The 20,745-nt window shown below is 71.2% G+C and carries 23 protein-coding genes and 1 pseudogene; 14 read left to right on the top strand and 10 right to left on the bottom strand.

From position 1 onward, the window contains the following. Positions 1 to 112: 112 nt before the first annotated feature. Positions 113 to 1,306 carry an RtcB family protein gene (locus ACF1G2_RS35330; RefSeq protein WP_391802258.1) on the top strand — a complete coding sequence of 398 codons (1,194 nt, stop codon included), beginning with the start codon at positions 113 to 115 and terminating at the stop codon, positions 1,304 to 1,306. Between the two features lie 113 nt (positions 1,307 to 1,419). Here the strand turns inward: ACF1G2_RS35330 and ACF1G2_RS35325 are convergent, their stop codons facing one another. Beyond that, complete coding sequence (locus ACF1G2_RS35325; RefSeq protein ID WP_391802281.1) at positions 1,420 to 2,184, bottom strand: SDR family NAD(P)-dependent oxidoreductase; 765 nt, start codon at positions 2,182 to 2,184, stop codon at positions 1,420 to 1,422. 62 nt (positions 2,185 to 2,246) lie between these two features. Further along, on the bottom strand, positions 2,247 to 2,582 hold the full coding sequence (locus tag ACF1G2_RS35320; protein WP_391802257.1) for a YnfA family protein: 336 nt from the start codon (positions 2,580 to 2,582) through the stop codon (positions 2,247 to 2,249). Positions 2,583 to 2,657: 75 nt separating this feature from the next. On the opposite strand from ACF1G2_RS35320, the gene ACF1G2_RS35315 reads away from it, so the two are divergent. Beyond that, positions 2,658 to 3,146 carry a hypothetical protein gene (locus ACF1G2_RS35315; RefSeq protein WP_391802256.1) on the top strand — a complete coding sequence of 163 codons (489 nt, stop codon included), beginning with the start codon at positions 2,658 to 2,660 and terminating at the stop codon, positions 3,144 to 3,146. 29 nt (positions 3,147 to 3,175) lie between these two features. Here the strand turns inward: ACF1G2_RS35315 and ACF1G2_RS35310 are convergent, their stop codons facing one another. Further along, complete coding sequence (locus tag ACF1G2_RS35310; RefSeq protein WP_391802255.1) at positions 3,176 to 4,558, bottom strand: FAD-dependent monooxygenase; 1,383 nt, start codon at positions 4,556 to 4,558, stop codon at positions 3,176 to 3,178. Between the two features lie 124 nt (positions 4,559 to 4,682). Here ACF1G2_RS35310 and ACF1G2_RS35305 point away from each other — a divergent pair, with 124 nt between their 5' ends. Next, a complete protein-coding gene (locus ACF1G2_RS35305) occupies positions 4,683 to 5,243 on the top strand; it encodes a TetR family transcriptional regulator (RefSeq protein WP_391802254.1) in 561 nt (186 codons plus the stop codon). Positions 5,244 to 5,267: 24 nt separating this feature from the next. After that, positions 5,268 to 5,753, top strand: a complete 486-nt coding sequence (locus tag ACF1G2_RS35300; protein ID WP_391802253.1) for a MarR family winged helix-turn-helix transcriptional regulator — start codon at positions 5,268 to 5,270, stop codon at positions 5,751 to 5,753. Positions 5,754 to 5,778: 25 nt separating this feature from the next. On the opposite strand, the gene ACF1G2_RS35295 is transcribed toward ACF1G2_RS35300, so the two are convergent. Together ACF1G2_RS35295 and ACF1G2_RS35290 are read right to left on the bottom strand one after the other, a co-directional pair. Further along, a complete protein-coding gene (locus ACF1G2_RS35295; protein WP_391802252.1) occupies positions 5,779 to 6,516 on the bottom strand; it encodes a Mut7-C RNAse domain-containing protein in 738 nt (245 codons plus the stop codon). 84 nt (positions 6,517 to 6,600) lie between these two features. Beyond that, a complete protein-coding gene (locus ACF1G2_RS35290) occupies positions 6,601 to 7,452 on the bottom strand; it encodes an NAD(P)H-binding protein (protein ID WP_391802251.1) in 852 nt (283 codons plus the stop codon). Positions 7,453 to 7,689: 237 nt separating this feature from the next. On the opposite strand from ACF1G2_RS35290, the gene ACF1G2_RS35285 reads away from it, so the two are divergent. Next, complete coding sequence (locus ACF1G2_RS35285; RefSeq protein ID WP_391802250.1) at positions 7,690 to 8,139, top strand: GNAT family N-acetyltransferase; 450 nt, start codon at positions 7,690 to 7,692, stop codon at positions 8,137 to 8,139. Here ACF1G2_RS35285 and ACF1G2_RS35280 read toward each other — a convergent pair. Together ACF1G2_RS35280 and ACF1G2_RS35275 are read right to left on the bottom strand one after the other, a co-directional pair. Continuing rightward, positions 8,136 to 8,696 (bottom strand): GNAT family N-acetyltransferase, encoded by a 561-nt coding sequence (locus tag ACF1G2_RS35280; RefSeq protein WP_391802249.1) that lies wholly within the window; start codon positions 8,694 to 8,696, stop codon positions 8,136 to 8,138. The two genes, ACF1G2_RS35285 and ACF1G2_RS35280, sit on opposite strands and share 4 nt — an antisense overlap. A 14-nt stretch (positions 8,697 to 8,710) precedes the next feature. Then, positions 8,711 to 9,673, bottom strand: a complete 963-nt coding sequence (locus ACF1G2_RS35275; RefSeq protein WP_391802248.1) for a DUF6597 domain-containing transcriptional factor — start codon at positions 9,671 to 9,673, stop codon at positions 8,711 to 8,713. A 79-nt stretch (positions 9,674 to 9,752) separates the two neighbouring features. On the opposite strand from ACF1G2_RS35275, the gene ACF1G2_RS35270 reads away from it, so the two are divergent. After that, on the top strand, positions 9,753 to 10,337 hold the full coding sequence (locus ACF1G2_RS35270; protein ID WP_391802247.1) for a TIGR03086 family metal-binding protein: 585 nt from the start codon (positions 9,753 to 9,755) through the stop codon (positions 10,335 to 10,337). Positions 10,338 to 10,383: 46 nt separating this feature from the next. Here the strand turns inward: ACF1G2_RS35270 and ACF1G2_RS35265 are convergent, their stop codons facing one another. Further along, the gene (locus ACF1G2_RS35265) at positions 10,384 to 10,629 is read right to left on the bottom strand and encodes a hypothetical protein (RefSeq protein ID WP_391802246.1); all 246 of its coding nucleotides are present in this window, start codon (positions 10,627 to 10,629) and stop codon (positions 10,384 to 10,386) included. Positions 10,630 to 10,864: 235 nt separating this feature from the next. Between ACF1G2_RS35265 and ACF1G2_RS35260 the strand changes: the two genes are divergently transcribed. After that, on the top strand, positions 10,865 to 11,761 hold the full coding sequence (locus ACF1G2_RS35260; RefSeq protein ID WP_391802245.1) for an ABC transporter substrate-binding protein: 897 nt from the start codon (positions 10,865 to 10,867) through the stop codon (positions 11,759 to 11,761). A gap of 247 nt (positions 11,762 to 12,008) precedes the next feature. Here the strand turns inward: ACF1G2_RS35260 and ACF1G2_RS35255 are convergent, their stop codons facing one another. Then, entirely contained in the window at positions 12,009 to 12,419 is a 411-nt protein-coding gene (locus tag ACF1G2_RS35255) for a MerR family transcriptional regulator (protein WP_391802280.1), read from the bottom strand. 94 nt (positions 12,420 to 12,513) lie between these two features. Between ACF1G2_RS35255 and ACF1G2_RS35250 the strand changes: the two genes are divergently transcribed. Further along, the gene (locus ACF1G2_RS35250; RefSeq protein WP_391802244.1) at positions 12,514 to 14,478 is read left to right on the top strand and encodes an APC family permease; all 1,965 of its coding nucleotides are present in this window, start codon (positions 12,514 to 12,516) and stop codon (positions 14,476 to 14,478) included. A gap of 98 nt (positions 14,479 to 14,576) precedes the next feature. On the opposite strand, the gene ACF1G2_RS35245 is transcribed toward ACF1G2_RS35250, so the two are convergent. Next, positions 14,577 to 15,167, bottom strand: coding sequence for a hypothetical protein (locus ACF1G2_RS35245; RefSeq protein ID WP_391802243.1), 591 nt, complete (start codon positions 15,165 to 15,167; stop codon positions 14,577 to 14,579). A gap of 257 nt (positions 15,168 to 15,424) precedes the next feature. Between ACF1G2_RS35245 and hemL the strand changes: the two genes are divergently transcribed. The 6 genes and pseudogenes from hemL to ACF1G2_RS35215 form a co-directional block, all read left to right on the top strand. Further along, on the top strand, positions 15,425 to 16,732 hold the full coding sequence (gene hemL / locus ACF1G2_RS35240; RefSeq protein ID WP_391802242.1) for a glutamate-1-semialdehyde 2,1-aminomutase: 1,308 nt from the start codon (positions 15,425 to 15,427) through the stop codon (positions 16,730 to 16,732). Continuing rightward, on the top strand, positions 16,729 to 17,409 hold the full coding sequence (locus ACF1G2_RS35235) for a histidine phosphatase family protein (RefSeq protein ID WP_391802241.1): 681 nt from the start codon (positions 16,729 to 16,731) through the stop codon (positions 17,407 to 17,409). The genes hemL and ACF1G2_RS35235 overlap by 4 nt, the downstream gene beginning before the upstream one ends. Positions 17,410 to 17,751: 342 nt before the next feature. Continuing rightward, positions 17,752 to 19,005 (top strand): hypothetical protein, encoded by a 1,254-nt coding sequence (locus ACF1G2_RS35230; protein ID WP_391802240.1) that lies wholly within the window; start codon positions 17,752 to 17,754, stop codon positions 19,003 to 19,005. Between the two features lie 111 nt (positions 19,006 to 19,116). Continuing rightward, positions 19,117 to 19,722, top strand: a complete 606-nt coding sequence (locus tag ACF1G2_RS35225; protein ID WP_391802239.1) for a TlpA family protein disulfide reductase — start codon at positions 19,117 to 19,119, stop codon at positions 19,720 to 19,722. A 4-nt stretch (positions 19,723 to 19,726) separates the two neighbouring features. Next, on the top strand, positions 19,727 to 20,464 hold the full coding sequence (locus tag ACF1G2_RS35220) for a cytochrome c biogenesis CcdA family protein (RefSeq protein WP_383166028.1): 738 nt from the start codon (positions 19,727 to 19,729) through the stop codon (positions 20,462 to 20,464). A 4-nt stretch (positions 20,465 to 20,468) separates the two neighbouring features. Further along, positions 20,469 to 20,745 (top strand): annotated as a pseudogene (locus tag ACF1G2_RS35215) (cytochrome c biogenesis protein ResB); the annotation flags it as partial.

Genomic DNA, 20,745 nt, shown 5'->3' with positions numbered 1-20,745 from the left:
GTGGACACAATGTCTACCGCACGCACGGCTGTTGATGCCGGTCCGTTGTCACCTGTACGGGCCTTGGTTCCGGTTTTTGCGTTATCAGGCTTTTGTGGGGAATCGAGGAAGTATGTCGTATGTAGAGGTACCGGGCGCGAAGGTGCCCATCCGGATGTGGACCGATCCTTCCACGGTCGAGGGCGGCGCGATGCAGCAGCTCCAGAACGTGGCCACGCTGCCGTGGATCAAGGGCCTGGCCGTGATGCCGGACGTGCATTACGGCAAGGGTGCGACCGTCGGCTCGGTCATCGCGATGCACGGTGCGGTCTGTCCGGCGGCGGTGGGCGTGGACATCGGTTGCGGGATGTCGGCGGTCAAGACGTCGCTGACGGCGAACGACCTGCCGGGGGACCTGTCGCGGCTGCGGTCGAAGATCGAGCAGGCGATTCCGGTGGGCCGCGGGATGCACCGCGACGAGGTGGACCCCTCGCGGCTCTTCCAGTTCCCGACGGCGGGCTGGGACGACTTCTGGTCGCGGTTCGACGGGATCGCGGAGTCGGTCAAGTTCCGTCACGAACGTGCCCAGAAGCAGATGGGAACGCTCGGATCGGGGAACCACTTCATCGAATTCTGTCTCGACGAGTCGGGTTCGGTCTGGCTGATGCTGCACTCCGGGTCGCGGAACATCGGCAAGGAGCTCGCCGAGTACCACATCGGCGAGGCGCAGAAGCTGCCGCACAACCAGGGGCTCGTCGACCGTGACCTGGCGGTCTTCGTGTCGGACACCCCGCAGATGGCGGCCTACCGCAACGACCTGTTCTGGGCGCAGGAGTACGCGAAGTACAACCGCGCGATCATGATGGCGCTCTTCCAGGAGGTCGTCCGCCGGGAGTTCCGCAAGGCGAAGGTGACCTTCGACCCGGTGATCTCCTGCCACCACAACTACGTGGCGGAGGAGCGGTACGAGGGAATGGACCTGCTGGTCACCCGTAAGGGAGCGATCCGGGCCGGCTCCGGCGACTTCGGGATCATCCCGGGCTCCATGGGCACCGGCTCGTACATCGTGAAGGGGCTCGGCAACGAGGCGTCCTTCAACTCCGCCTCGCACGGCGCCGGCCGGAAGATGAGCCGGAGCGCGGCGAAGCGGCGCTTCTCGACACGGGACCTGGAGGAGCAGACGCGGGGCGTGGAGTGCCGTAAGGACTCCGGCGTCGTGGACGAGATCCCGGGTGCGTACAAGCCGATCGAGAAGGTCATCGATCAGCAGCGGGACCTGGTCGAGGTGGTCGCGAAGCTGAAGCAGGTCATTTGCGTGAAGGGCTGATGCCTGTGGTGCGGAGGCCGAAGCGCGGAGGGAGGGGGCCGGTGCCCGGCACCGGCCCCCTCTGCGTCCGCTGATCCGGCTGGGGCCGGTCGCGGCCGGTCGCGGCCGGCTGCTCAGAGTTCGCGGTGGACCTTGGTGTTGGAGGCCTGGGCGCGGGGGCGGACCACCAGGAGGTCGATGTTGACGTGGGAGGGGCGGGTGCAGGCCCAGGTGATGGTGTCGGCGACGTCGTCGGCGGTGAGGGGTTCGGCCACGCCCGCGTAGACCTTGGAGGCCTTCTCGGTGTCGCCGCGGAAGCGGGTGGTGGCGAACTCGTCCGTCTTGACCATGCCGGGGGCGATCTCGATGACGCGGACCGGGGTGCCGACGATCTCCAGGCGGAGGGTCTCGGCGAGGACGCGGGCGCCGTTCTTGGCGGCGACGTAGCCGGCGCCGCCTTCGTAGGTGGCGTGTCCGGCGGTGGAGGAGAGGACGACGACCGTGCCGTCGCCGCTCTCGGTGAGGGCGGGGAGCAGGGCCTGGGTGACGTTGAGGGTGCCGATGACGTTGACCTCGTACATCTGGCGCCAGTCGTCGGGGTTGCCGCTGGAGACGGGGTCGGCGCCGAGGGCTCCGCCGGCGTTGTTGACGAGGACGGCGATGGTGCGGAAGGCGGTCGCGAAGGTCTGGACGGCGTCGCGGTCGGTGACGTCGAGGGCGTAGGCGGTGGCCTGGTGGCCGGCCTCGACGATCTCGGCGGCCAGCGCCTCGATCCGGTCCTTGCGGCGGGCGGTGAGGACCACGCGGTATCCGGCGGCGGCGAGCTGCCTGGCGGTGGCCGCGCCGATTCCGCTGCTCGCTCCGGTGACGACGGCGATGGGGGTACCGGCGGCAGTCATGACGTGCTCCTCGCGCATGTGGTCGATTGTGTCGATCGCGTGGTCAGGATAGGTCCGGGGTCTCAGCGGCCGCGGGGGGCGTACATGATCACGGCCATGCCGGCCAGGCAGATGAGGGCTCCGGTGATGTCCCAGCGGTCGGGGCGGTAGCCGTCGGCGACCATGCCCCAGGCGAGGGAGCCGGCGACGAAAACTCCGCCGTAGGCGGCGAGGATGCGGCCGAACTCGGCGTCGGGCTGGAGGGTGGCGACGAAGCCGTAGATGCCGAGGGCGGCGATGCCTGCGCCGATCCAGATCCAGCCGCGGTGTTCGCGTACGCCTTGCCAGATGAGCCAGGCTCCGCCGATCTCGAAGAGGGCGGCGACGGCGAAGAGGGCGGCGGACCGGGCGATGAGCATGGAGTCAGGGTGCCATGGGACACGCTGACTGACAGGTAGTCAGAATATATGCGGTGTTGTCGGTATCTTCTGGGCATGAGTGCGATGCGCAGGATCCTTCTCGGTGTGGTGCTGGCGGCCGCGGCGGTGGTCGGTACGGGCGAGGGGGCCCGCGCCGTCGGGGCCGAGGTCGGGGTCGAGGCTGAGGCCGATCTGGCGCATCACGGCCATCTGTCCTTGTGGGAGGGGCGGATGGGTGTCCGGCTGGTGAGTGAGAACCACGGTCCCTCGGACGTGCCCCAGGCGACGGTGCGGTTGGCCTTCTCCGAGGCGATGGCGGGTGGGCAGGTGCTTCCACCGTCCTGTCTGTGGGCGAGTGAGCGGGTCGTGGTCTGCCGTACGGGGGAGCTGCGCGCCGCCGGGGCGGTCGAGGAGCTGGTGCTCGATCTGCGGACGGCCGGTTCGCCGGACGAGGTGATGGTCGACATCGCGACGATCTGGTCCGACGGCGTCGCCGACGGGAACGCCCTGAACGACCGCCATCGCGTCCTGGTCCTGGCCACCGGGGACCCGTACGTCTTCTGATCCGGCTTCCGCCCGCCGCGGCCGCATCGTCAGAAGGTGTAGCCGTCGGGGCGGACGAGGAGTGTCGTCCGGCGCGCGGGGTCGGTCCAGGTCGCCCGTACCACCCGGGCCGGTGTCGTGGGGGACGCCGGCAGCTGGGGTGTGGTCCCCTCGGGGGCGATCAGGACGAACTCGCCCTCGCGCAGCAGCTCGTAGAGCCTGCCCTCGCGCAGCTTCAGGTCGGGGACGCGCCGGGTGTCCCGGCCGTAGGAGATGCCGATCCCGCTGATCATGCCCATGGCCTTGGCGGACGCGGCCGGGACGCGGTTGAGGAGGTGCGCGGCGAGAGCGCGCAGGGCGAGCCGGACGGGGCCGCGGGCCATGGCGAGCCGGATGATGGCGCCGCTGCTGCGGAGCACCGAGGCGCCGACGGGGTGCCGCTCGGACTGGTAGCTGTCGAGGAGGGCCTCGGGGTCGGGCGCTTCGCCGCGCAGGACGGCCGCGAGCTTCCAGGAGAGGTTGGCGGCGTCCTGGAGGCCGGTGTTCATGCCCTGACCGCCGGCGGGGGAGTGGACGTGAGCGGCGTCTCCGGCGAGGAAGACGCGTCCCGTGCGGTAGGCCGGGGCCTGGCGTTCGTCGCTGTGGAAGCGGGAGAGCCAGCGGGCGTCGTGCATGCCGAAGTCGGTGCCGAGGGCGCGGCGGGTGATGGCTCGGACCTCGTCCAGGTCGAGGGGTTCGCTGTCGGGGACCTCGCGGTCGCGGTCCCAGCCCATGACGCGGTACCAGCCGTCGCCGAAGGGGGCGATGAAGGCGAAGGCGTCCCCCACCCCGTTGACCGTGAGCATCCCTTCGGGCTTCTCGGCGAGCCGGACGTCGGCAAGGACGATGGAGCGGATCACCGACTCGCCGGGGAAGGGCAGGCCGAGGGCGGTCCGCACGGTGCTGCGCACGCCGTCGGCGCCGACGAGATAGCGGGCGCGGATGGTGGTCGGGGTGCCGTCGGGGCCGGTGACCTCGGCGGTGACGTGGTCGGTGTCCTGGCTCAGTCCGCGCAGTTCCGTTCCGTACCGGAAGTCCACACCGGTGGACAGTGCGCGCCGTTCGAGGAGTCGCTCGACCTGGTACTGGGGAGTGATGAGGAGGTACGGGAAGCGCGAGCGGAGCCGGGTGAGGTCGAGGGAGAGGCGGCGGAAGAGCTTCAGCTCGGTGATGGGGGTGCCGGTGGCGATCAGTTCGTCTGCGAGGCCGCGGGCGTCGAGCTGCTCCAGGGTCCGGGCGTGCACTCCGAAGGCGCGGGTCATGTTGCTGATGCCGTGCGGGCGGCGCTCGATCACCGTGGCGCGGAGGCCCGCGGTGGCGAGGTCGCCGGCGAGCAGCATTCCGGTGGGGCCGGAGCCGGCGACGAGGACGTCCGTGTCCAGAGGGTGGTTCATGACTCACTCCTGACTGACAGTGGTGCCCACGACCGTTGGCCAACGAGTGTTGGTCAACGCTTGTTGGCAAATGTAGACCCCGTCGCTTTGGGCTGTCAACGCCCGTTGGCCTACAGTTGTTGGCATGACGACCGCCCGCCGCTCCGACGCCACCCGCGCCGCGATCCTCGAAGCCGCCCGCGAGCGGTTCGCCTCCGACGGCTACGACCGCGCCACGATCCGGGCCATCGCCCGCGACGCGGGGATCGACCCCTCGATGGTGATGCGCTACTACGGCAGCAAGGAGGGGCTGTTCGCCGCGGCGTCCGAGTTCGAACTGGATCTGCCCCAGCTCGGCGCCCTCCCGTCCCAGCACATCGGAGCGGTCCTGGTCAGGCACTTCCTCGAACGCTGGGAGCGCGACGACGTGCTGACCGGGCTGCTGAGGGTCGGCGTCACGAACACCGCGGGCGCCGAGCGGATGCAGGCGATCTTCGCCGGGCAGCTCGGCCCCATCACCCTCGGGGTCTGCCCCGACCCCGCCGAGGCGCCGCGCCGTGCCGCGCTCGTCGCCTCGCAGATCCTCGGCATGGCTCTCGCCCGCTACGTGCTACGGCTGCCGCCCGCGGTCGAGATGACCCAGGACGAGATCGTCGCCTGGCTCGGACCGACCGTGCAGAGGTACCTGACGGCCCCCGAGCCGTAGGAGCCTGCTCCGTACACTTTCTGCATGCCGCAGAAGAGCTCCGCCCGGCGTGACGGCCTCATGACCGAGCTGTACGAAGAGGCCCGCCGCTACATGGCCGCCTACGCGCTGTTCAACCAGGCCGTCGCCGACCAGCTGCGGCTGCACCCCACGGACGTGCAGTGTCTGAACCTGCTCTCCCTGGAGCCCGGCCCGGTGACCACCGGCCGGGTCGCCGAGCTCACGGGACTGACCACCGGCTCCGCCACACGGCTTGTCGACCGCCTGGAGCGCGCCGGCTACGTCACGCGCGAGCGCGACGCCGAGGACCGGCGGCGCGTCCTCGTCACCGCCGTGCCGGAGCGGATGGCGGAGCTGGGCGCGTTCTGGCGCAGGCTCAACGCGACCTGGGGCACCATGTTCGACGCGTACAGCGACGCCGAAGTCGCCCTGCTCATCGCCCATATGCGACGGACGGTCGAGCTCAGCGCCGCTCAGGTCGAGCGGCTGCGCAAGGGCGAACTCGACTGACCTTCGCGCCCGGTACGGCCCTCGGTCAGTGCGCGGCCGCGCCGCCGAACTCCCGTAGGGCGTCGGTGACGATCGCCTCCAGGCGGGCGTGGTGCGCGCCGCGCCAGTACACCCGCTCGCACTCCGTGCACCGCGCGAACACGTCGTACGTCTTCTCCGTGCCCTGCTCCAGGCGCTCGCGTACCGAGTCCTTGTCGGCGTCGGTCAGCGGTCCGTTGCAGGCGGTGCAGCGGGTCCACGGCCTCAGGGGCGGCGCGAACCGCTCCAGTACGTCACGGAGCTGGTCGTCGGGCTGGTCGCTGTAGACATACGCGCCGGCCCACAGCTCCCGGCGGCGCAGCAGCCCGCGGTCCCGGGAGAGCATCACGCGCCGCTCCTTCGCGGAGAGCGCCGCGAGCGCCGGGTCGCCGATGTCCTCGCTTTCGTACGCCGCGTCGACCCCGAGGAGGCGCAACCGCCGGGCGAGCGTGCCCAGATGCACGTCGAGCAGGAACCGCAGCGGGGCACCGGGCACCTGCTGGGGCCGCTCGACGCCCTCGACCTCGATCGTCTCGCCCGCGGCGGGGATGTGGGACACCTCCACCGGACGCCCGTCCACCAGCAGCCGGCCGGTCTCGGTCAGCGGCACGCCGAGCGACTCCACGACATGGCCGAGCGTCGAGGCGCCGTCGGTGGCCACGGCCGTGCGTCCCGAGCGCCGTTCGGCCGAGACGAAGAGGCGCAGTCCGGGGGCGAAACTGATCTGGATCTCCGGTCCGTTCACGGGGACAGGATGTCACCGCGGCCCACGGGGCGGCCAGGGAATTCGGCCCGGTGGCGGCCCTGCCGGGCGCCCGCGCACCCGCGCCTACGGGCGGAAGGCCTCCGCGTGCTCGGCGGCCCATTGGGCGAAGGTCCGCGCAGGGTGTCCGGTCAGTTCCTCGACGGTCCGCGTCACGGGGACCGGCCGGCCGTCGTGCGAGGCCCAGTAGGAGAGCAGGGCGTCGGCGAAGGGCTCGGGGATGTGGGCGGAGACGGACCTCTTCCACTCCTCAGGGGTCACCGCGGCGGAGGCCGCGGGGCGGCCTGTCACCTCGGCGAGTATCGCCAGCTGCTCGGTGAAGTCGAGCGACTCCGGTCCTGTCAGCAGATGGGAGGAGCCTCGCAGCCCGGGATCGGTCAGGACGGCGAAGGCGGCCTCCGCGATGTCCTGCTCGTGGATCGGGTCGCCGTGCGACCCGGGGTACGGCAGCTCCACCGCACGGCCCGACCTGATCGCCCACGACCACTGCAGGGCGTTCGTCGCGAACGCACCCGGCTGGAGGTGGGTCGCCTCGAAGGCCCCGTCGGCGGCCGCGGCCGCCAAGGCGCGCTCGACGGTCAGGTGCGAGGCGGCGATCGGGTTCTCCGCGGCGTCGGGGGCGAGGACGGAGCTGGAGGAGAGCAGGGCGATGTGCTGGACGCCGGCCGTCCGGGCCCGGGCGACGAAGGCGTCGATGTGCGAGGGCTCGGCGTACAGGAAGACGGAGTCGACGCCGTCGAGCGCGGCCTCGAAGTCCGCCGGATCGGAGAGATCGCATCGGACGGTGTCCACGCCGTCGGGTGGTGAGAGATCCGCGGGGTTCTTGGACGCGGCCCTGGCCTTGATGCCGGCGCCGTGGAGAAGGTCGAGCAGGGCCGAGCCCACGCGGCCGCGGCTTCCGGTGACGAGAACGGTCATGGCAGAGGTCCTTTCGTCGGGCTTCCCGCGCGATCACTTGCGCTGAGAAGAATCTGTGTCACGCAGATAAATATCCGTGAGTGTGCCCGGCGCGTCAACCCCGATAAAACCCGGACGCCCGGACGCCCACCCCGATGAAACCCGGACGCCCACCCCGATGAAACCCGGACGCCCGCACCCGTAAAGCCCGGACGCCCACCCCTGCAGGGCCGCCGGCTCCTGGGATACCGTCCCGGCATGAAGATCATCGACCTCGAGCTCGGCGACCCGCGCCTGGAGACCGACCTGCTCCCCGTCCTGCGTGAGCTCCGCCCCCATCTCACGCCGGAGCTCTTCCACGACGTCCACCGCAACGGCCACCCCCAGGGGCTGCGCTTCAGCGCCGCCTACTCCGAGGACGGTCTCTGCGTCGGTGCCGCAGGCTGGCGGATCATCGACAACACCAGCTCGATCCGCAAGCTCTACGTCGACGACCTGGTCACCGCCGCCACCGCGCGCTCCACCGGCGTCGGCCACGAGCTCCTGACCCACCTGGAGCGGCACGCCCGTGAGGCCGGCTGCCACGAGCTCAACCTCGACTCCGGCACCCACCGCACCGGAGCCCACCGCTTCTACCTGCGCGAGCGCCTCGACATCGTCGCCTTCCACTTCACCAAGGAGCTGAACACGGACACCCCGGAGGGCTAGAGCGTCTCCAGGTCCAGGCGCCAGTCGTTGCAGCGCATCGGGCGGCCGGGCGGGTACTCGAGATCCCGCGCGCCGAGCAGCTCGAAGCCCGCCTTGCGGCAGACCGCGTTCGACGGTCCGTTCTCCGTCGAGGGGAAGGCGTGCAGGAAGCGGTGCGTGTGCTCGGCGCGCGCCAGCTCGGCGACCAGGCGCGTGGCCGCCGTCGCGACGCCCCGGCCCTGGTACCCCGGGAGTACCGTCCAGCCCGTCTCGTAGACCGGCTCCCCGTCCTCGGCCTGCTCCCAGAACCCGATACCGCCGACCGCGATCTCCTCGGGGAGCAGCACGATCCGGAACATCCGGCCCGTGCTCGTCCGCGCCGCGCTCAGGTCCACGTAGCGCCGATGCCGTTTGACGAGTGCCTCGTCGGTCTCCGGGCCGCCGAGATGCTCCATCAGCTCGGGCGCGTTCATGGCGGCCAGCAGCTCGAAGTCGCCCTCGGACCAGGGTTCCAGACGTACGGGCGAGGCAGCGGGGGAGGGCGAGGCGGACGAGGGGAGCGAGGCGTCGGCTTCCATGCCCGCACTGTAGGTCAGGGGTCTGACACCTGGCGTGCGTAGGCGGTGGGCGGCACCCCCACCGTCGCCGTGAAGTCCCGTACGAGATGGGCCTGGTCGCTGTAGCCGAGTTCCGCCGCCAGGGCGGCCCAGTCGGGGGAGCTCCCGGCCTCCGTCGCCTCGGCGCGTTCCAGGGCCTCGTGGATGCGGTACCGCAGGATGACCCATTTCGGCCCGACCCCCACGCAGTTCGCGAACAGCCGCTGGAGCGACCGGCTCGACAGCCCCGCCATGGCGGCCAGTTCGGACGCACGGCGGATCGTCCGGTCCGTACGCACCAGGTCCACCAGCGCCATCGCGTGTGAAGCCTGTGGATCGGGCGCGGGGCCGCGGGCGAGCAGGAAGGCGTCGAGCGCCGCCACGCGCGCGTGCTCGGCGTCCGGGGCGAGTACGGCCTCCACGGCGGTGGCGTCGGCGTCCGCGAACACCTCGCCGAGCGGGACGCGACGGCCCGTCCACTCCGACACGGGCCAGGCGGGGGCGAACGGCCGGAAGCCGCCAGGCCGGAACTGCACGCCGCAGACCCGGCCGACGCCCGTGAGCTTCTTCGTGAAGAGTTCGAGCCCGATCCCGGCGACCTCGCCGAACGTCCCGCCACCCTCGCCCGCGTCCCCGTCCTCGGTCCCGCCCGCGTCTTCCCCGCCCGCGTCCCCGCCCTCGGTCCCGCCCGCGTCTTCCCCGCCCGCGTCCCCGCCCTCGATCTCGCCCCTGCTCCCGCCTCCGTCGTCGTAGCGCTGGAAGACGACGTTCACGGACGGATGCGGGACGACGTGGCTCGCGTACGGCTCGGACAGGTCCCAGTCGATGAACCAGTAGTGCTCCAGGTACGGGCGCAATCCCGGAGCCGGCTCGTGGCGGCGGAAGCGGACGCGGGTGAGGAGTTCGGCCGCGTCGACGATTCCGCGGGTGTCTCGGCGCGGGCCGCCGGAGGACGTCATGCCACTCAGCCTAGGCGGCGGCCTTCCGCTGTCGTGTTTCTTCAAGACTCCGACGGGAAGGATCACTTAGCGTCATCTCATGACGAACCGTACGCAACCTCTCAGCGAGCTGCTCGGTACCGCCGCCGCCCACGCCGCCCCCGTGGTGCGCGGTATCCCCGACGGCAGCCTCAGCGCGCCCACGCCGTGTTCCGAGTACGACGTACGGGCCCTGCTCAACCACCTCTTCCATGTCGTCGTGAACTTCCAGGCGCTGGCCGCCAAGCAGCCCGCCGACTTCTCCACGACCCCGGACCGCCTGAACGACGCCGACTGGCGCGCACGCTTCGAGGCCGAGACCGCGACGCTCGTCGAGGCCTGGGCCGCGCCCGGCGCGGAGGAGGGGACCTCGGGGGCGATGGGGCTGCCGGCCCGTACCGTCGGTTCGATGGCGCTGCTCGATCTGACCGTCCACATCTGGGACCTCGCCCAGGCCACCGGGCAGAGCTTCGAGCCGGACCCGGCCGTCGTGGCGAGCCTGGCGGGAACGGTGGAGGAGCTGGCGCCGACTGCCCGGAAGATGAACGTCTTCGGTGAGGCCGTGGAGGTTCCGGAGAGCGCCTCCGCCTTCGAACGGCTCCTCGCGACGACCGGACGGAATCCGCGCGAGCGGGCGGCGGCCTGAGGGTCCGCGCCCCTCGCAGGCGGCCTTGAGGTCCCGCGACCCGTGCCTATCGCAGGCGGCCCGGGGAGCTCACCGAGAGGCGCGAGACGACCTGTCCGAACGCCTGCTCCTCGGCGTGGGTGAGCGGCACGGTCTCCTGGGGGTGCCAGACCCGCTCCAGCGGCGCTTCTGCCCGCGCGCGGCGCGCACGGGAGCGCAGGCTCAGCGCCACCCAGACCGCGGTGGAGACGGCGAGGAGTCCGACGAGGGTGATCACACGAGGGTCCGAGAACTGGCCGGGCAAGGACGACATGGCTGACTCCGGGGAGCGAGGGCCGCTACGGGGGGCGTGCCCCGGCAGGGGGCGCGTTCGCACGGCGCTGACGATTCCTACTGCTTCCTCCCGACCTGTTCAGTTAACACCACGGTGGGGGTCTTTCGGCAGGGGGACCGGGACCAAAGTCCCGCCCGGAGGCCCTCTTGTGCGGCTCGGTGAACCGCTTCAGTGTGGCGGGGCAGCAGGTTTCGGCCGGGGAGGGAGCAGCCGCATGTCGGACATGAAGGTGTGGGGGTTCACGGACGACAGGGGCACGGCGCTGGGCGCGGTGCGGGGGCCGGAGAGGGTGGTGGCCTATGTACGGGCGGGGGCGGCCCTGCTCGATCTGGGGGTGACGCCCGTCGCGGTGTACGGCTCGGGCCATGACGGCGAGGGCCTCGATCCGGTCAAGGCGGGAGAGCTGGCGGCGGCCGGGGTGCCGTACCTGGGGCCGGGGCGGGCTCTCGACGAGGCGCGGCTGCGGAGCCTCGGCCCCGAGCTGATCGTCGACGTCACGTACGACGGGAAGAGCGCGTACGCGCTGGACGAGGGTGTCGCCGAACGGCTCGGGGTGCCGCTGGCCGCGCTCTCCGTGGGCAACGAGCTGCCGCTCGCGGCGATCATCGGGCGCTTCCGTGAGCTGGCGGCGGCACTCGGCGTGACCTCCGCCGGTGTGGCCTCGGCCGGCGTCACCTCCGCCGGTGTGGCTTCCCCCGGCGCGACGGCGGGCCCGGCCGCCGACCCCGTGGCCCCCGCCGAGGCGGCCCTGCGGGACGCGGCCTCCCGGGCGGACGTCACCGTGCTCGCGCTCTCCGGTGCCGGTCCCGACCAGGTGCACCTGGCCCGGCCGCAGGCCTGGCCCGAGCTGGCCCGCCTCCGGGAGCTGGGCGTCCGTGTGCTCGATCCCGGCCCCGGACCCGGCGCCAACTGGCTCACGGCCGACTGGGAGCACGCCGCGGCGCTCCGCCCGGACGTCGTGCTCTTCGACAGTCGCGCCAACGCCGTGGGGCCCGAGGCGCTCCCGCCCGTGGGTCACGCGCGCGTGGCGCCGTGGAATCCGGAGACCCCGCCGAGCCCGGCGGCCTACGCCCGCTTCTTCGAGGGCATCGCGCAGGCGCTTCTGAGCTAGGGCCCGCCCGTGCGGCCCCCGGCCTCCGCCGTGCGGCCTCCCGCCGTGCGGCCCCGGGCCTCCGACGCTCCCGCCGTACATCCCCCGGCCTCCGACGCTCCCGCCGTGCGGCCCCCGGCCTCCGCCGTGCGGCCTCCCGCCGTGCGGCCTCCTGACGGCCGACGACCAAGCACCGACCCGGTCAAGCGCCAGCCCGGTCAAGCACCGACCCGGTCGAGCGCCGACCCCGGTCAGGCGCCGACGCCCGTCAGACGCCACCCCCACCGCTCACGCCACCCGCCACGCCCTCGCCCAGCTTCGCGCGCAGGGAGGCCGCGAACTCCTCCACGCGCGACAGCTGGGAGCGGAGCTCCGCGACGCGGGCGGCGGCCGCCTGCTCGTAGCGCCGTACGCGGGCGGCCAGGGCGGGCCGTTCGGCGGGGGAGAGGCGGGGGTCGGCGAGGCGGTCCACCGCCGAGAGGAGGTCGCGGGTCTCGTCGATCGTGAAGCCCAGCGGCTTCATCCGGCGGATCACCATCAGCCGGTCGACGTCGGCGTCCGTGTAGAGCGGGAAGCCGCCCTGGGACGAGGCGGAGGGCACGACGAGACCGCTGTCCTCGTACTGGCGGATGGTCCGCAGGGACAGCTCCGTCCGGGCGGCGACCTCGCCGATCTGCATGGGCTCGCCGGCGATGCGCACTCTGCTCACGGTGCCCCTCCTTCCCGCGCGGCTTCCGCGCACTCCATAGGCGTTTGTCCTAACTTCAGCACTTATGAGAGCTGGAAGTGCGGCGAAACGCCTGCTGGTGGGGCGGCCTTTGGACAGCGGCCGGCTCGGCGAGACCCTGCTGCCGAAGCGGCTCGCGCTGCCGATCTTCTGCAGCGACCCGCTCTCCTCCGTCGCGTACGCCACCGAGGAGATCCTGCTCATCCTCGCGCTCGGTGGCCTCGCCGTACTCCATCTGGCCTGGTACGCGGCGATCGCGATCGTCGTCCTGCTGGTGGTCGTCGTCGCCTCCTACCGGCAGACCTGCCACGCCTATCCGGGCGGCGGCGGGGCCTACGTCGTCTCCGCCGAGAACCTGGGCCAGACCGCCGCGCTCACCGCCGCCAGCGCGCTGCTGATCGACTACGTGATGACCGTCGCCGTCTCGATCGTCTCGGGCGTCGCGGCCCTCACCTCGGCCGCCCCCGCACTCGACCCGTACGCGGTGGGTCTCTCGGTCACGTGCGTGGTCGTCCTGGCCTGGCTCAATCTGCGCGGGGTCCGCGAGTCGGGCCGCTACTTCGCCATCCCGACGTACGCCTTCATCGCCACCATCTACCTGATGTTCGCCGTCGCGGCCGTCCGGATGGCGACCGGGACGACGATCCGCGCCGAGTCGGCCGACCTGCCCATCCACGCCGTCTCCAGCTACACCGGACTCGCGCTCGTCCTCCTCGCCATGCGCGCCTTCTCCTCCGGCTGCACGGCGCTCACCGGCGTCGAGGCCATCAGCAACGGCGTGCCCGCCTTCGAGAAGCCCAAGAGCCGCAACGCCGCCACGACCCTGGCGATCATGGGGGCGCTCGCGGTGACCATGTTCTTCGGGATCACCACCCTGGCCATGGTCTACGAGGTGCACGTCGCCGAGGACCCGACCGAACTCGGGCTCGCCCCCGGCACCGCCATGCCGACCGCGCTCGCCCAGATCGGCCGTGCCACCTTCGGCAGCTGGCACTTCCTCTTCTATCTGCTCCAGGCCGTCACCGCGGCCGTACTGATCATGGCCGCCAACACCGCCTTCAACGGCTTTCCCATGCTCGCCTCCGTCCTCGGCCGTGACCGCTACGCGCCCCGCCAGCTCTTCCACCGCGGCGACCGACTCGTCTACTCCAACGGCATCGTCCTGCTCTCCCTGGCCGCCATCGCCCTGATCGTCGCCTTCGACGCCAACCTCACCCGCCTCATCCAGCTCTACATCCTGGGTGTCTTCGTCTCCTTCACCCTGTCCCAGGCCGGCATGGTCAAGCACTGGCGGCGAGAACTCGCCACCCCGGCGGGCTCCGGAGAGCGCGGCGCCATCCTGCGCCGCATGGCCGTCAACGCCTTCGGCGCCTGCCTGACGGCCGTCGTCCTCGTCATCGTCCTGATCACCAAGTTCACGCACGGCGCCTGGATCGTCGTCATCGCCATGCCCGTCCTGTTCGCCGGGATGAAGGGCGTGCGCCGGCACTACGAGACCGTGGCCGCCGAGGTCGCCGTCGAACCGGGCACCCGCCCCCGCACGCTCACCGAGAACCACGTCATCGTCCTCGTGGCCTCGGTCAACGCGCCGAGCCTGCGGGCCCTGTCGTACGCGCGGACCCTGCGCCCCGCCTCACTGACCGCGGTCACCGTCGCCGAGGACCCGGCGGAGGCGGAAGTGCTGCGGGCCACCTGGGAGGCCCACGGCATCGAGGTACCCCTGCGGGTCCTCGGCTCTCCGTACCGCTCCGTCGTGCAGCCGCTCCTGCGGCACATCAGGGACGCGCCCGAGCGGACCGAGGACTCGGTGGTGTCGGTCGTCATCCCCGAGTACGTGATGGGGCACTGGTGGGAGCAGCCGCTGCACAACCAGAGCGCGCTGCGGCTCAAGGCGCGGCTGCTGTTCATGAAGAACGTCGTCGTCATCGACGTGCCGTACCGGCTCGCCTCCGCCCGTGAGCTGGCCGCGGAGCGGGCGAAGGCCGCCGCGGCCCGCGAGGGGGAGGGATGACCCCTGCCGGCCGACCCCTACGCACGGGGCCACCCCTACGCCACGGGGCCACCCCTACGCCACGGGGCCACCCCTACGCACGGGGCCCCGGCGCGCCCTTACGGCCAGACCAGGCAGTACGGCTGGTGTCCCGCCTCGTGCAGACGGTGCGAGAAGTCCTGCCACTCGTGGAGCAGCTGGTAGACGTTGAAGGCGTCGCGCGGGCCGCCGCGGTCCGGGACGGTGGACCAGATGAAGGCCGCCGCGCCGACGGACTCCTCACCGATGCCGCGCAGCGGGTCGACCACGGTCATGGGCAGCTTCACCACGGCGTAGTCGGGGTGGAGGACCACCAGTTCCAGCGGGGGCACCTTGTGCAGGGGCATGCCCTGGATGCCCGTGAGGACCATCGCGGCTATCGTCTCGGGCTTGATCTTGCTGAACATGCCGCCCATGCCGAGCTCGTCGCCGCCCAGCTCCTCCGGGCGCATCGAGATCGGGACGCGTGCCGCCGTCGCGCCGTCCGGCGCGCCGAAGTACTTGTAGGTCACCCCCAACCGGCCGCCGCCCCCCGTCGTGGGTTCCGAGGACCCCGTGGGTCCTGTTGATTGCGTGGGCTCTTCCGTACGCCGTCGCCGGTGCCTCCCCCGCCGGGCAGGCTCGGGACCCAGGTCGTCGGTCCCCTCGCCCAGTCCGCCACCGCGATGCATATCTCCACCCGACTGCTTTTTAGGCAACACGACCCCCGCCGCGCAACCCGATCATCGTGACAGTGACCTCCCCCACGCTCTCGCGGTGAAACACCTGTCCGCAAGAACGTCCGGCCCTCTGACACCATGGATTCCGTGAGCCATCCCTATGACGCCCCAGTTTCGCAGACGCCGGGGATCGACGCCCCGGCGTAATGCGCGGGGTGCTCACGCCCGTACCGTAGTACTCGCAGCCGTACTCGCAGGTCAGGACCACAGTGCCGTATTCATACGAAGCCCCAGTCTCACAGACGCTTTTCGACCGCGCGTCCCTCGTGACGCCAGGCGGCGTGAACTCACCGGTGCGCGCCTTCCGGGCCGTGGGCGGAACGCCCCGGTTCATGGTGTCCGGTACCGGCCCGTACCTCACCGACGCGGACGGCAGGGAGTACGTCGACCTCGTCTGCTCGTGGGGGCCGATGATTCTCGGCCATGCCCACCCCGAGGTCATCGCGGCGGTCCAGGCCGCCGTCGCCCGCGGCACCTCCTTCGGCACGCCCGGGGAGGGCGAGGTCGCCCTCGCCGAGGAGATCGTCGGCCGGATCGAGCCCGTCGAGCAGGTTCGGCTGGTTTCCTCCGGTACGGAAGCCACGATGTCCGCGATCCGGCTCGCCCGTGGCTTCACGGGCCGGGCGAAGGTCGTGAAGTTCGCCGGCTGCTACCACGGGCACGTGGACGCGCTGCTGGCCGCCGCCGGCTCCGGTGTGGCCACCTTCGGCCTGCCCGACACGCCCGGCGTGACCGGCGCGCAGGCGGGGGACACCATCGTCCTGCCGTACAACGACCTGGAGGCGGTCCGGGCCGCGTTCGCCGCGCACCCCGGCGAGATCGCCTGCGTGATCACCGAGGCCTCGCCCGGCAACATGGGCGTCGTCCCGCCGCTGGACGGCTTCAACGCCGGCCTCAAGCAGCTCTGCTCGGAGAACGGCGCGCTGTACATCTCCGACGAGGTCATGACCGGCTTCCGGACCTCCCGCGCCGGCTGGTACGGCGTCGACGGGGTGAAGCCCGACCTGATGACGTTCGGCAAGGTCATGGGCGGCGGCTTCCCGGCCGCGGCCTTCGGCGGCCGCGCCGACGTCATGGGGCACCTCGCGCCGGCCGGCCCGGTCTACCAGGCGGGCACCCTCTCCGGTAACCCGATCGCCACCGCCGCGGGCCTCGCGCAGCTGCGTCTGCTCGACGACGCCGCGTACGCCAGGGTCGACGCCGTGTCGAAGGAGATCCAGGAGCTCGTCACCGGCGCGCTCACCAAGGAGGGTGTGGCGCACCGGCTGCAGACCGCCTCCAACATGTTCTCCGTCTTCTTCACGGCCGACGAGGTCCGGAACTACGACGACGCGAAGACGCAGGAGGCGTTCCGCTTCAACGCGTTCTTCCACTCGATGCTCGCCGACGGCGTCTACCTGCCGCCGTCCGCCTTCGAGTCGTGGTTCGTCTCGACGGCCCACGACGAGCGCGCGATCGAGCGGATCGCCGCCGCGCTGCCCGCCGCCGCCCGCGCCGCCGCGGAGGCCACCGCATGAGCGCCTCCGACATCACGGTCGTCCACCTGGTCCGCCACGGCGAGGTGCACAACCCCGACGGAGTCCTCTACGGCCGCCGCTCCGGTTACCACCTCTCCGAGCTGGGCCGGCAGATGGCCGACCGGGTCGCCGAGCACCTGGCCGACCGGGACGTCACGTACGTCGTCTCGTCCCCGCTGGAGCGCGCGCAGGAGACGGCGCAGCCCGTCGCCAAGGGCCACGGCCTGGACCTGGCCACGGACGAGCGGCTCATCGAGGCGGGCAACGTCTTCGAAGGCAAGACCTTCGGCGTCGGCGACGGCGCGCTGCGCAAGCCGGGCAACTGGAAGCACCTCACCAACCCGTTCAAGCCGTCCTGGGGCGAGCCGTACGTCGAGCAGGTCGTACGGATGATGGGCGCGCTGGACGCGGCGAAGGACGCGGCGCGAGGGCACGAGGCGGTCTGCGTCAGCCACCAGCTGCCGATCTGGATCGTGCGGAGCTTCGTGGAGAAGCGCCGGCTGTGGCACGACCCGCGGCGGCGTCAGTGCACGCTGGCCTCGCTGACCTCGTTCACGTACCAGGGCGACAAGATCGTCTCGGTCGGGTACAGCGAGCCGGCCCGGGACCTGGTGCCGGCGCATCTGCTGGCGGGCGCGAAGCCGGTGAAGGGGAAGTCGAAGGCCTTCGGCGCGTGAGCGCTCCGCTAGCAGAGCGGTAACTGGGCTGCGGGTGAGCGGTCGGCTGCGGGCCGGTGGGGGCTGGTCGCGCAGTTCCCCGCGCCTCTTCGGGGGGCCCGCGCAGTTCCCCGCGCCCCGTCGAGGGCCCTTCGTGCAGTTGCCCCCGCCCCTCCGGGGGGGGCTTCGCGTTCGGGCGGGTGTTTCGTGGGTAGGGCCTCAGGGCGATCGGATGACGTGTAGTCATCTGGTCGCCCTGAAATTTTTGTGCTAATTCCCGGAACCTCCCCGTTCCTCCCGGCATCTCACTCATTGTCGGTTTGGATGACCGGCCGGTCGTACGTACACGCGAATGGGGACGTCATGCGCGGGATCACTCGAAGGGGACTTCTCGGGGCGGGTGTTGGTGCCGCCGCCGCGATCGGGATCGCGGGTTGCAGTGACAACGGGTCCGGTAAATCGGGCAATTCGGGCGCCGGTAAGGGTGGTGACGCCTCGGGGACTTCGGGCAACCCCACTCCCACCAAGGAAGAGGCCCGGCTCATAGGCGACGGTTCCACGTCCGACACCGGGAAGCAGCCGAACCAGCCCGACGCGCCCGTCCCGCTCGAACCGGGCCAGACCCCGCCGCAGTTCGTGATCTTCTCCTGGGACGGCGCCGGCGAGGTCGGCAACGGCCTCTTCCCGCGCTTCCTCGAACTCGCCAGGAACCACGACGCCGCGATGACCTTCTTCCTCTCCGGGATCTACCTCCTGCCGGAGTCGAAGAAGAGCCTCTACCGCCCGCCGAACAACCGCGTCGGCGCCTCCGACATCGGCTACCTCACCGACGACCACATCAAGGACACGCTCAAGAACGTCCGCCAGGCCTGGCTCGACGGACACGAGATCGGCACCCACTTCAACGGCCACTTCTGCGCCGGCTCGGGATCGGTCGGCAACTGGACCCCGGCCCAGTGGCAGAGCGAGGTCGACCAGGCCGTGAAGTTCGTCACCGAGTGGAAGACCAACAGCGGCTGGACCGACCTCGACCCGCTGCCCTTCGACTACCGCAAGGAGCTGATCGGCGGCCGCACCCCCTGTCTCCTCGGCCAGGACAACCTCCTGCCCACCGCGAAGCGCCTCGGCTGGCGCTACGACGCCAGCTCGCCCGGCGGCCGCCAGATGTGGCCGGTCAAGCGCCAGGGCATCTGGGACCTCCCGCTGCAGGCCGTGCCGTTCCCCGGCCACTCCTTCGAGGTCCTCTCGATGGACTACAACATCCTCGCCAACCAGTCGAAGAACACCACCAAGGGCATGCCCTCGCGCTACCCGGGCTGGCGCAAGCAGGCCACCAAGGCGTACCTCAACGGGTTCGAGCGCGCGTACGGGTCCAACCGGGCGCCGTTCTTCATAGGCAACCACTTCGAGCAGTGGAACGGCGGCATCTACATGGACGCCGTCGAGGAGTCCCTCAAGGCCATGGCGGGCAAGAAGGACGTCCGGCTGGTCTCGTTCCGCCAGTTCGTGGACTGGCTGGACGTGCAGGACCCGGCGATCCTCGCCAAGCTCCGTACGCTCGAGGTCGGGCAGTCGCCGGCCGGCGGATGGAGCACCTTCCTCAAGGCCGCCGCCTAGCGATCGGGGCGCTTGGCCCTCGTACGTCCCTTAAGCCCCCTTGACAAGGGGCTTTACGGGCAGTCAGGGGGGTGCCCAAGATCCCCCAAACGCCCATGCGAAACTTTTCACATGAGCCTTAGCCGTGCCCCTCGACGCACCCTGCTCGCCGTCGGAACCCTGTCGGCCGCCCTCGCTCTGTCGGCCTGCGGCTCGGACTCCAACGGCAAGTCGGGCGGCGGTGGCGGAACCAACTTCGTGACCAACACGGGCGGTATCTCCACGGTCGCCAAGGGCGAGCGCACGGCGCCCACGAAGATCGCGGGCGAGACCGTCGACGGCGAGCAGCTGGATATCGCCGACCTCAAGGGCAAGGTCGTCGTCCTGAACGCCTGGGGCTCGTGGTGCGGCCCCTGCCGCGCCGAGGCGCCGCACTTCGCCAAGGTCGCGAACGACCTCAAGGCCGAGGGCGTGGAATTCGTCGGACTGAACACCCGCGATTTCAACAAGCAGCAGGCGGTGACCTTCGAGGAGGAGTACGAGGTCCCCTATCCCAGCCTGTACGACCCCGCCGGAAAGCTGATCCTCAACGGGTTCCCCAAGGGCACGCTCAATCTGCAGGCCATTCCGTCCACCGTCGTGCTCGACAAGGACGGGAAGATCGCCGCCCGCGCCCTCATGGCACTCAACGAGGAGAAGCTCCGCTCGATGATCGAGCCGCTTCTCGCGGAGAAGTGATCCGGTGAACGAGACGGTCTTCAGCGGGGCGCTCCTGCTCGCCCTGCCCATCGCCGTGCTCGGCGGCCTGGTCTCCTTCTTCTCCCCGTGCGTCCTGCCCCTCGTGCCCGGCTACCTGAGTTACGTGACCGGCGTCACCGGCACCGACCTGGCCGAGGCCAGGCGCGGCCGGATGGCGGGCGGGGCCGCGCTCTTCGTCCTGGGCTTCACCGCCGTGTTCGTCTCCGGCGGCGCCCTCTTCGGCGGCTTCGGCAACACCCTGCAGGAACACCGCGAGGTCATCTCCAAGGTCCTCGGCGCGCTGACCATCGTGCTCGGCGCCTTCTTCATGGGCGCGATGCCGTGGATCACCCGCCGTGAGTTCCGCTTCCACAAGCGGCCCGTGACGGGACTCCTCGGCGCCCCCATGCTCGGCGTGCTCTTCGGCGTCGGCTGGGTCCCGTGCATCGGCCCGACCCTCGCCGCCGTTCTCGCGCTCGCCTCCAACGAGGCCAGCGCCGGCCGCGGCGCCCTGCTCACCGTCGCCTACTGCCTGGGCCTCGGCCTGCCGTTCATCCTCACCGCGATCGCCTTCCGACGGGCGCTCGGCGCCTTCGGCTGGGTGAAGCGGCATTATGTCTGGGTCATGCGCATCGGCGGCATCATGCTGATCGCAACCGGCCTGCTGCTCGTCACCGGAGCCTGGGATCGCATCGTGTCCGAGATGCAGGTCTGGACTGCCGGCTTCACCCCGGGGATCTGAACCCATGACCCACACCAGCCCGAGCGACACGAACGTGAGCGGAACGAGCGCGAGCGACACGGACGCGAGCGACACGAGCGCGAGCGAGGCCGAGGAGCGCGCGGACCTCGGCGCCGCGGGCTCGCAGCTCTCCACCGCGCCCCGCGAGGAGAGCGCCGTCGGCGGCCCCACCCTCGGGGTCGTCGGCTGGATCCGCTGGTTCTGGCGCCAGCTCACCTCCATGCGGGTGGCGCTGATCCTGCTCTTCCTGCTCTCCCTCGGTGCGATCCCCGGCTCGCTCA

Origin of the sequence: Streptomyces sp. NPDC013457, from assembly GCF_043089925.1 — a bacterium.
GTDB lineage: Bacteria > Actinomycetota > Actinomycetes > Streptomycetales > Streptomycetaceae > Streptomyces.
Note: the sequence above shows the minus strand (reverse complement) of the source record. Positions and strands in the feature narration are given on the sequence as shown.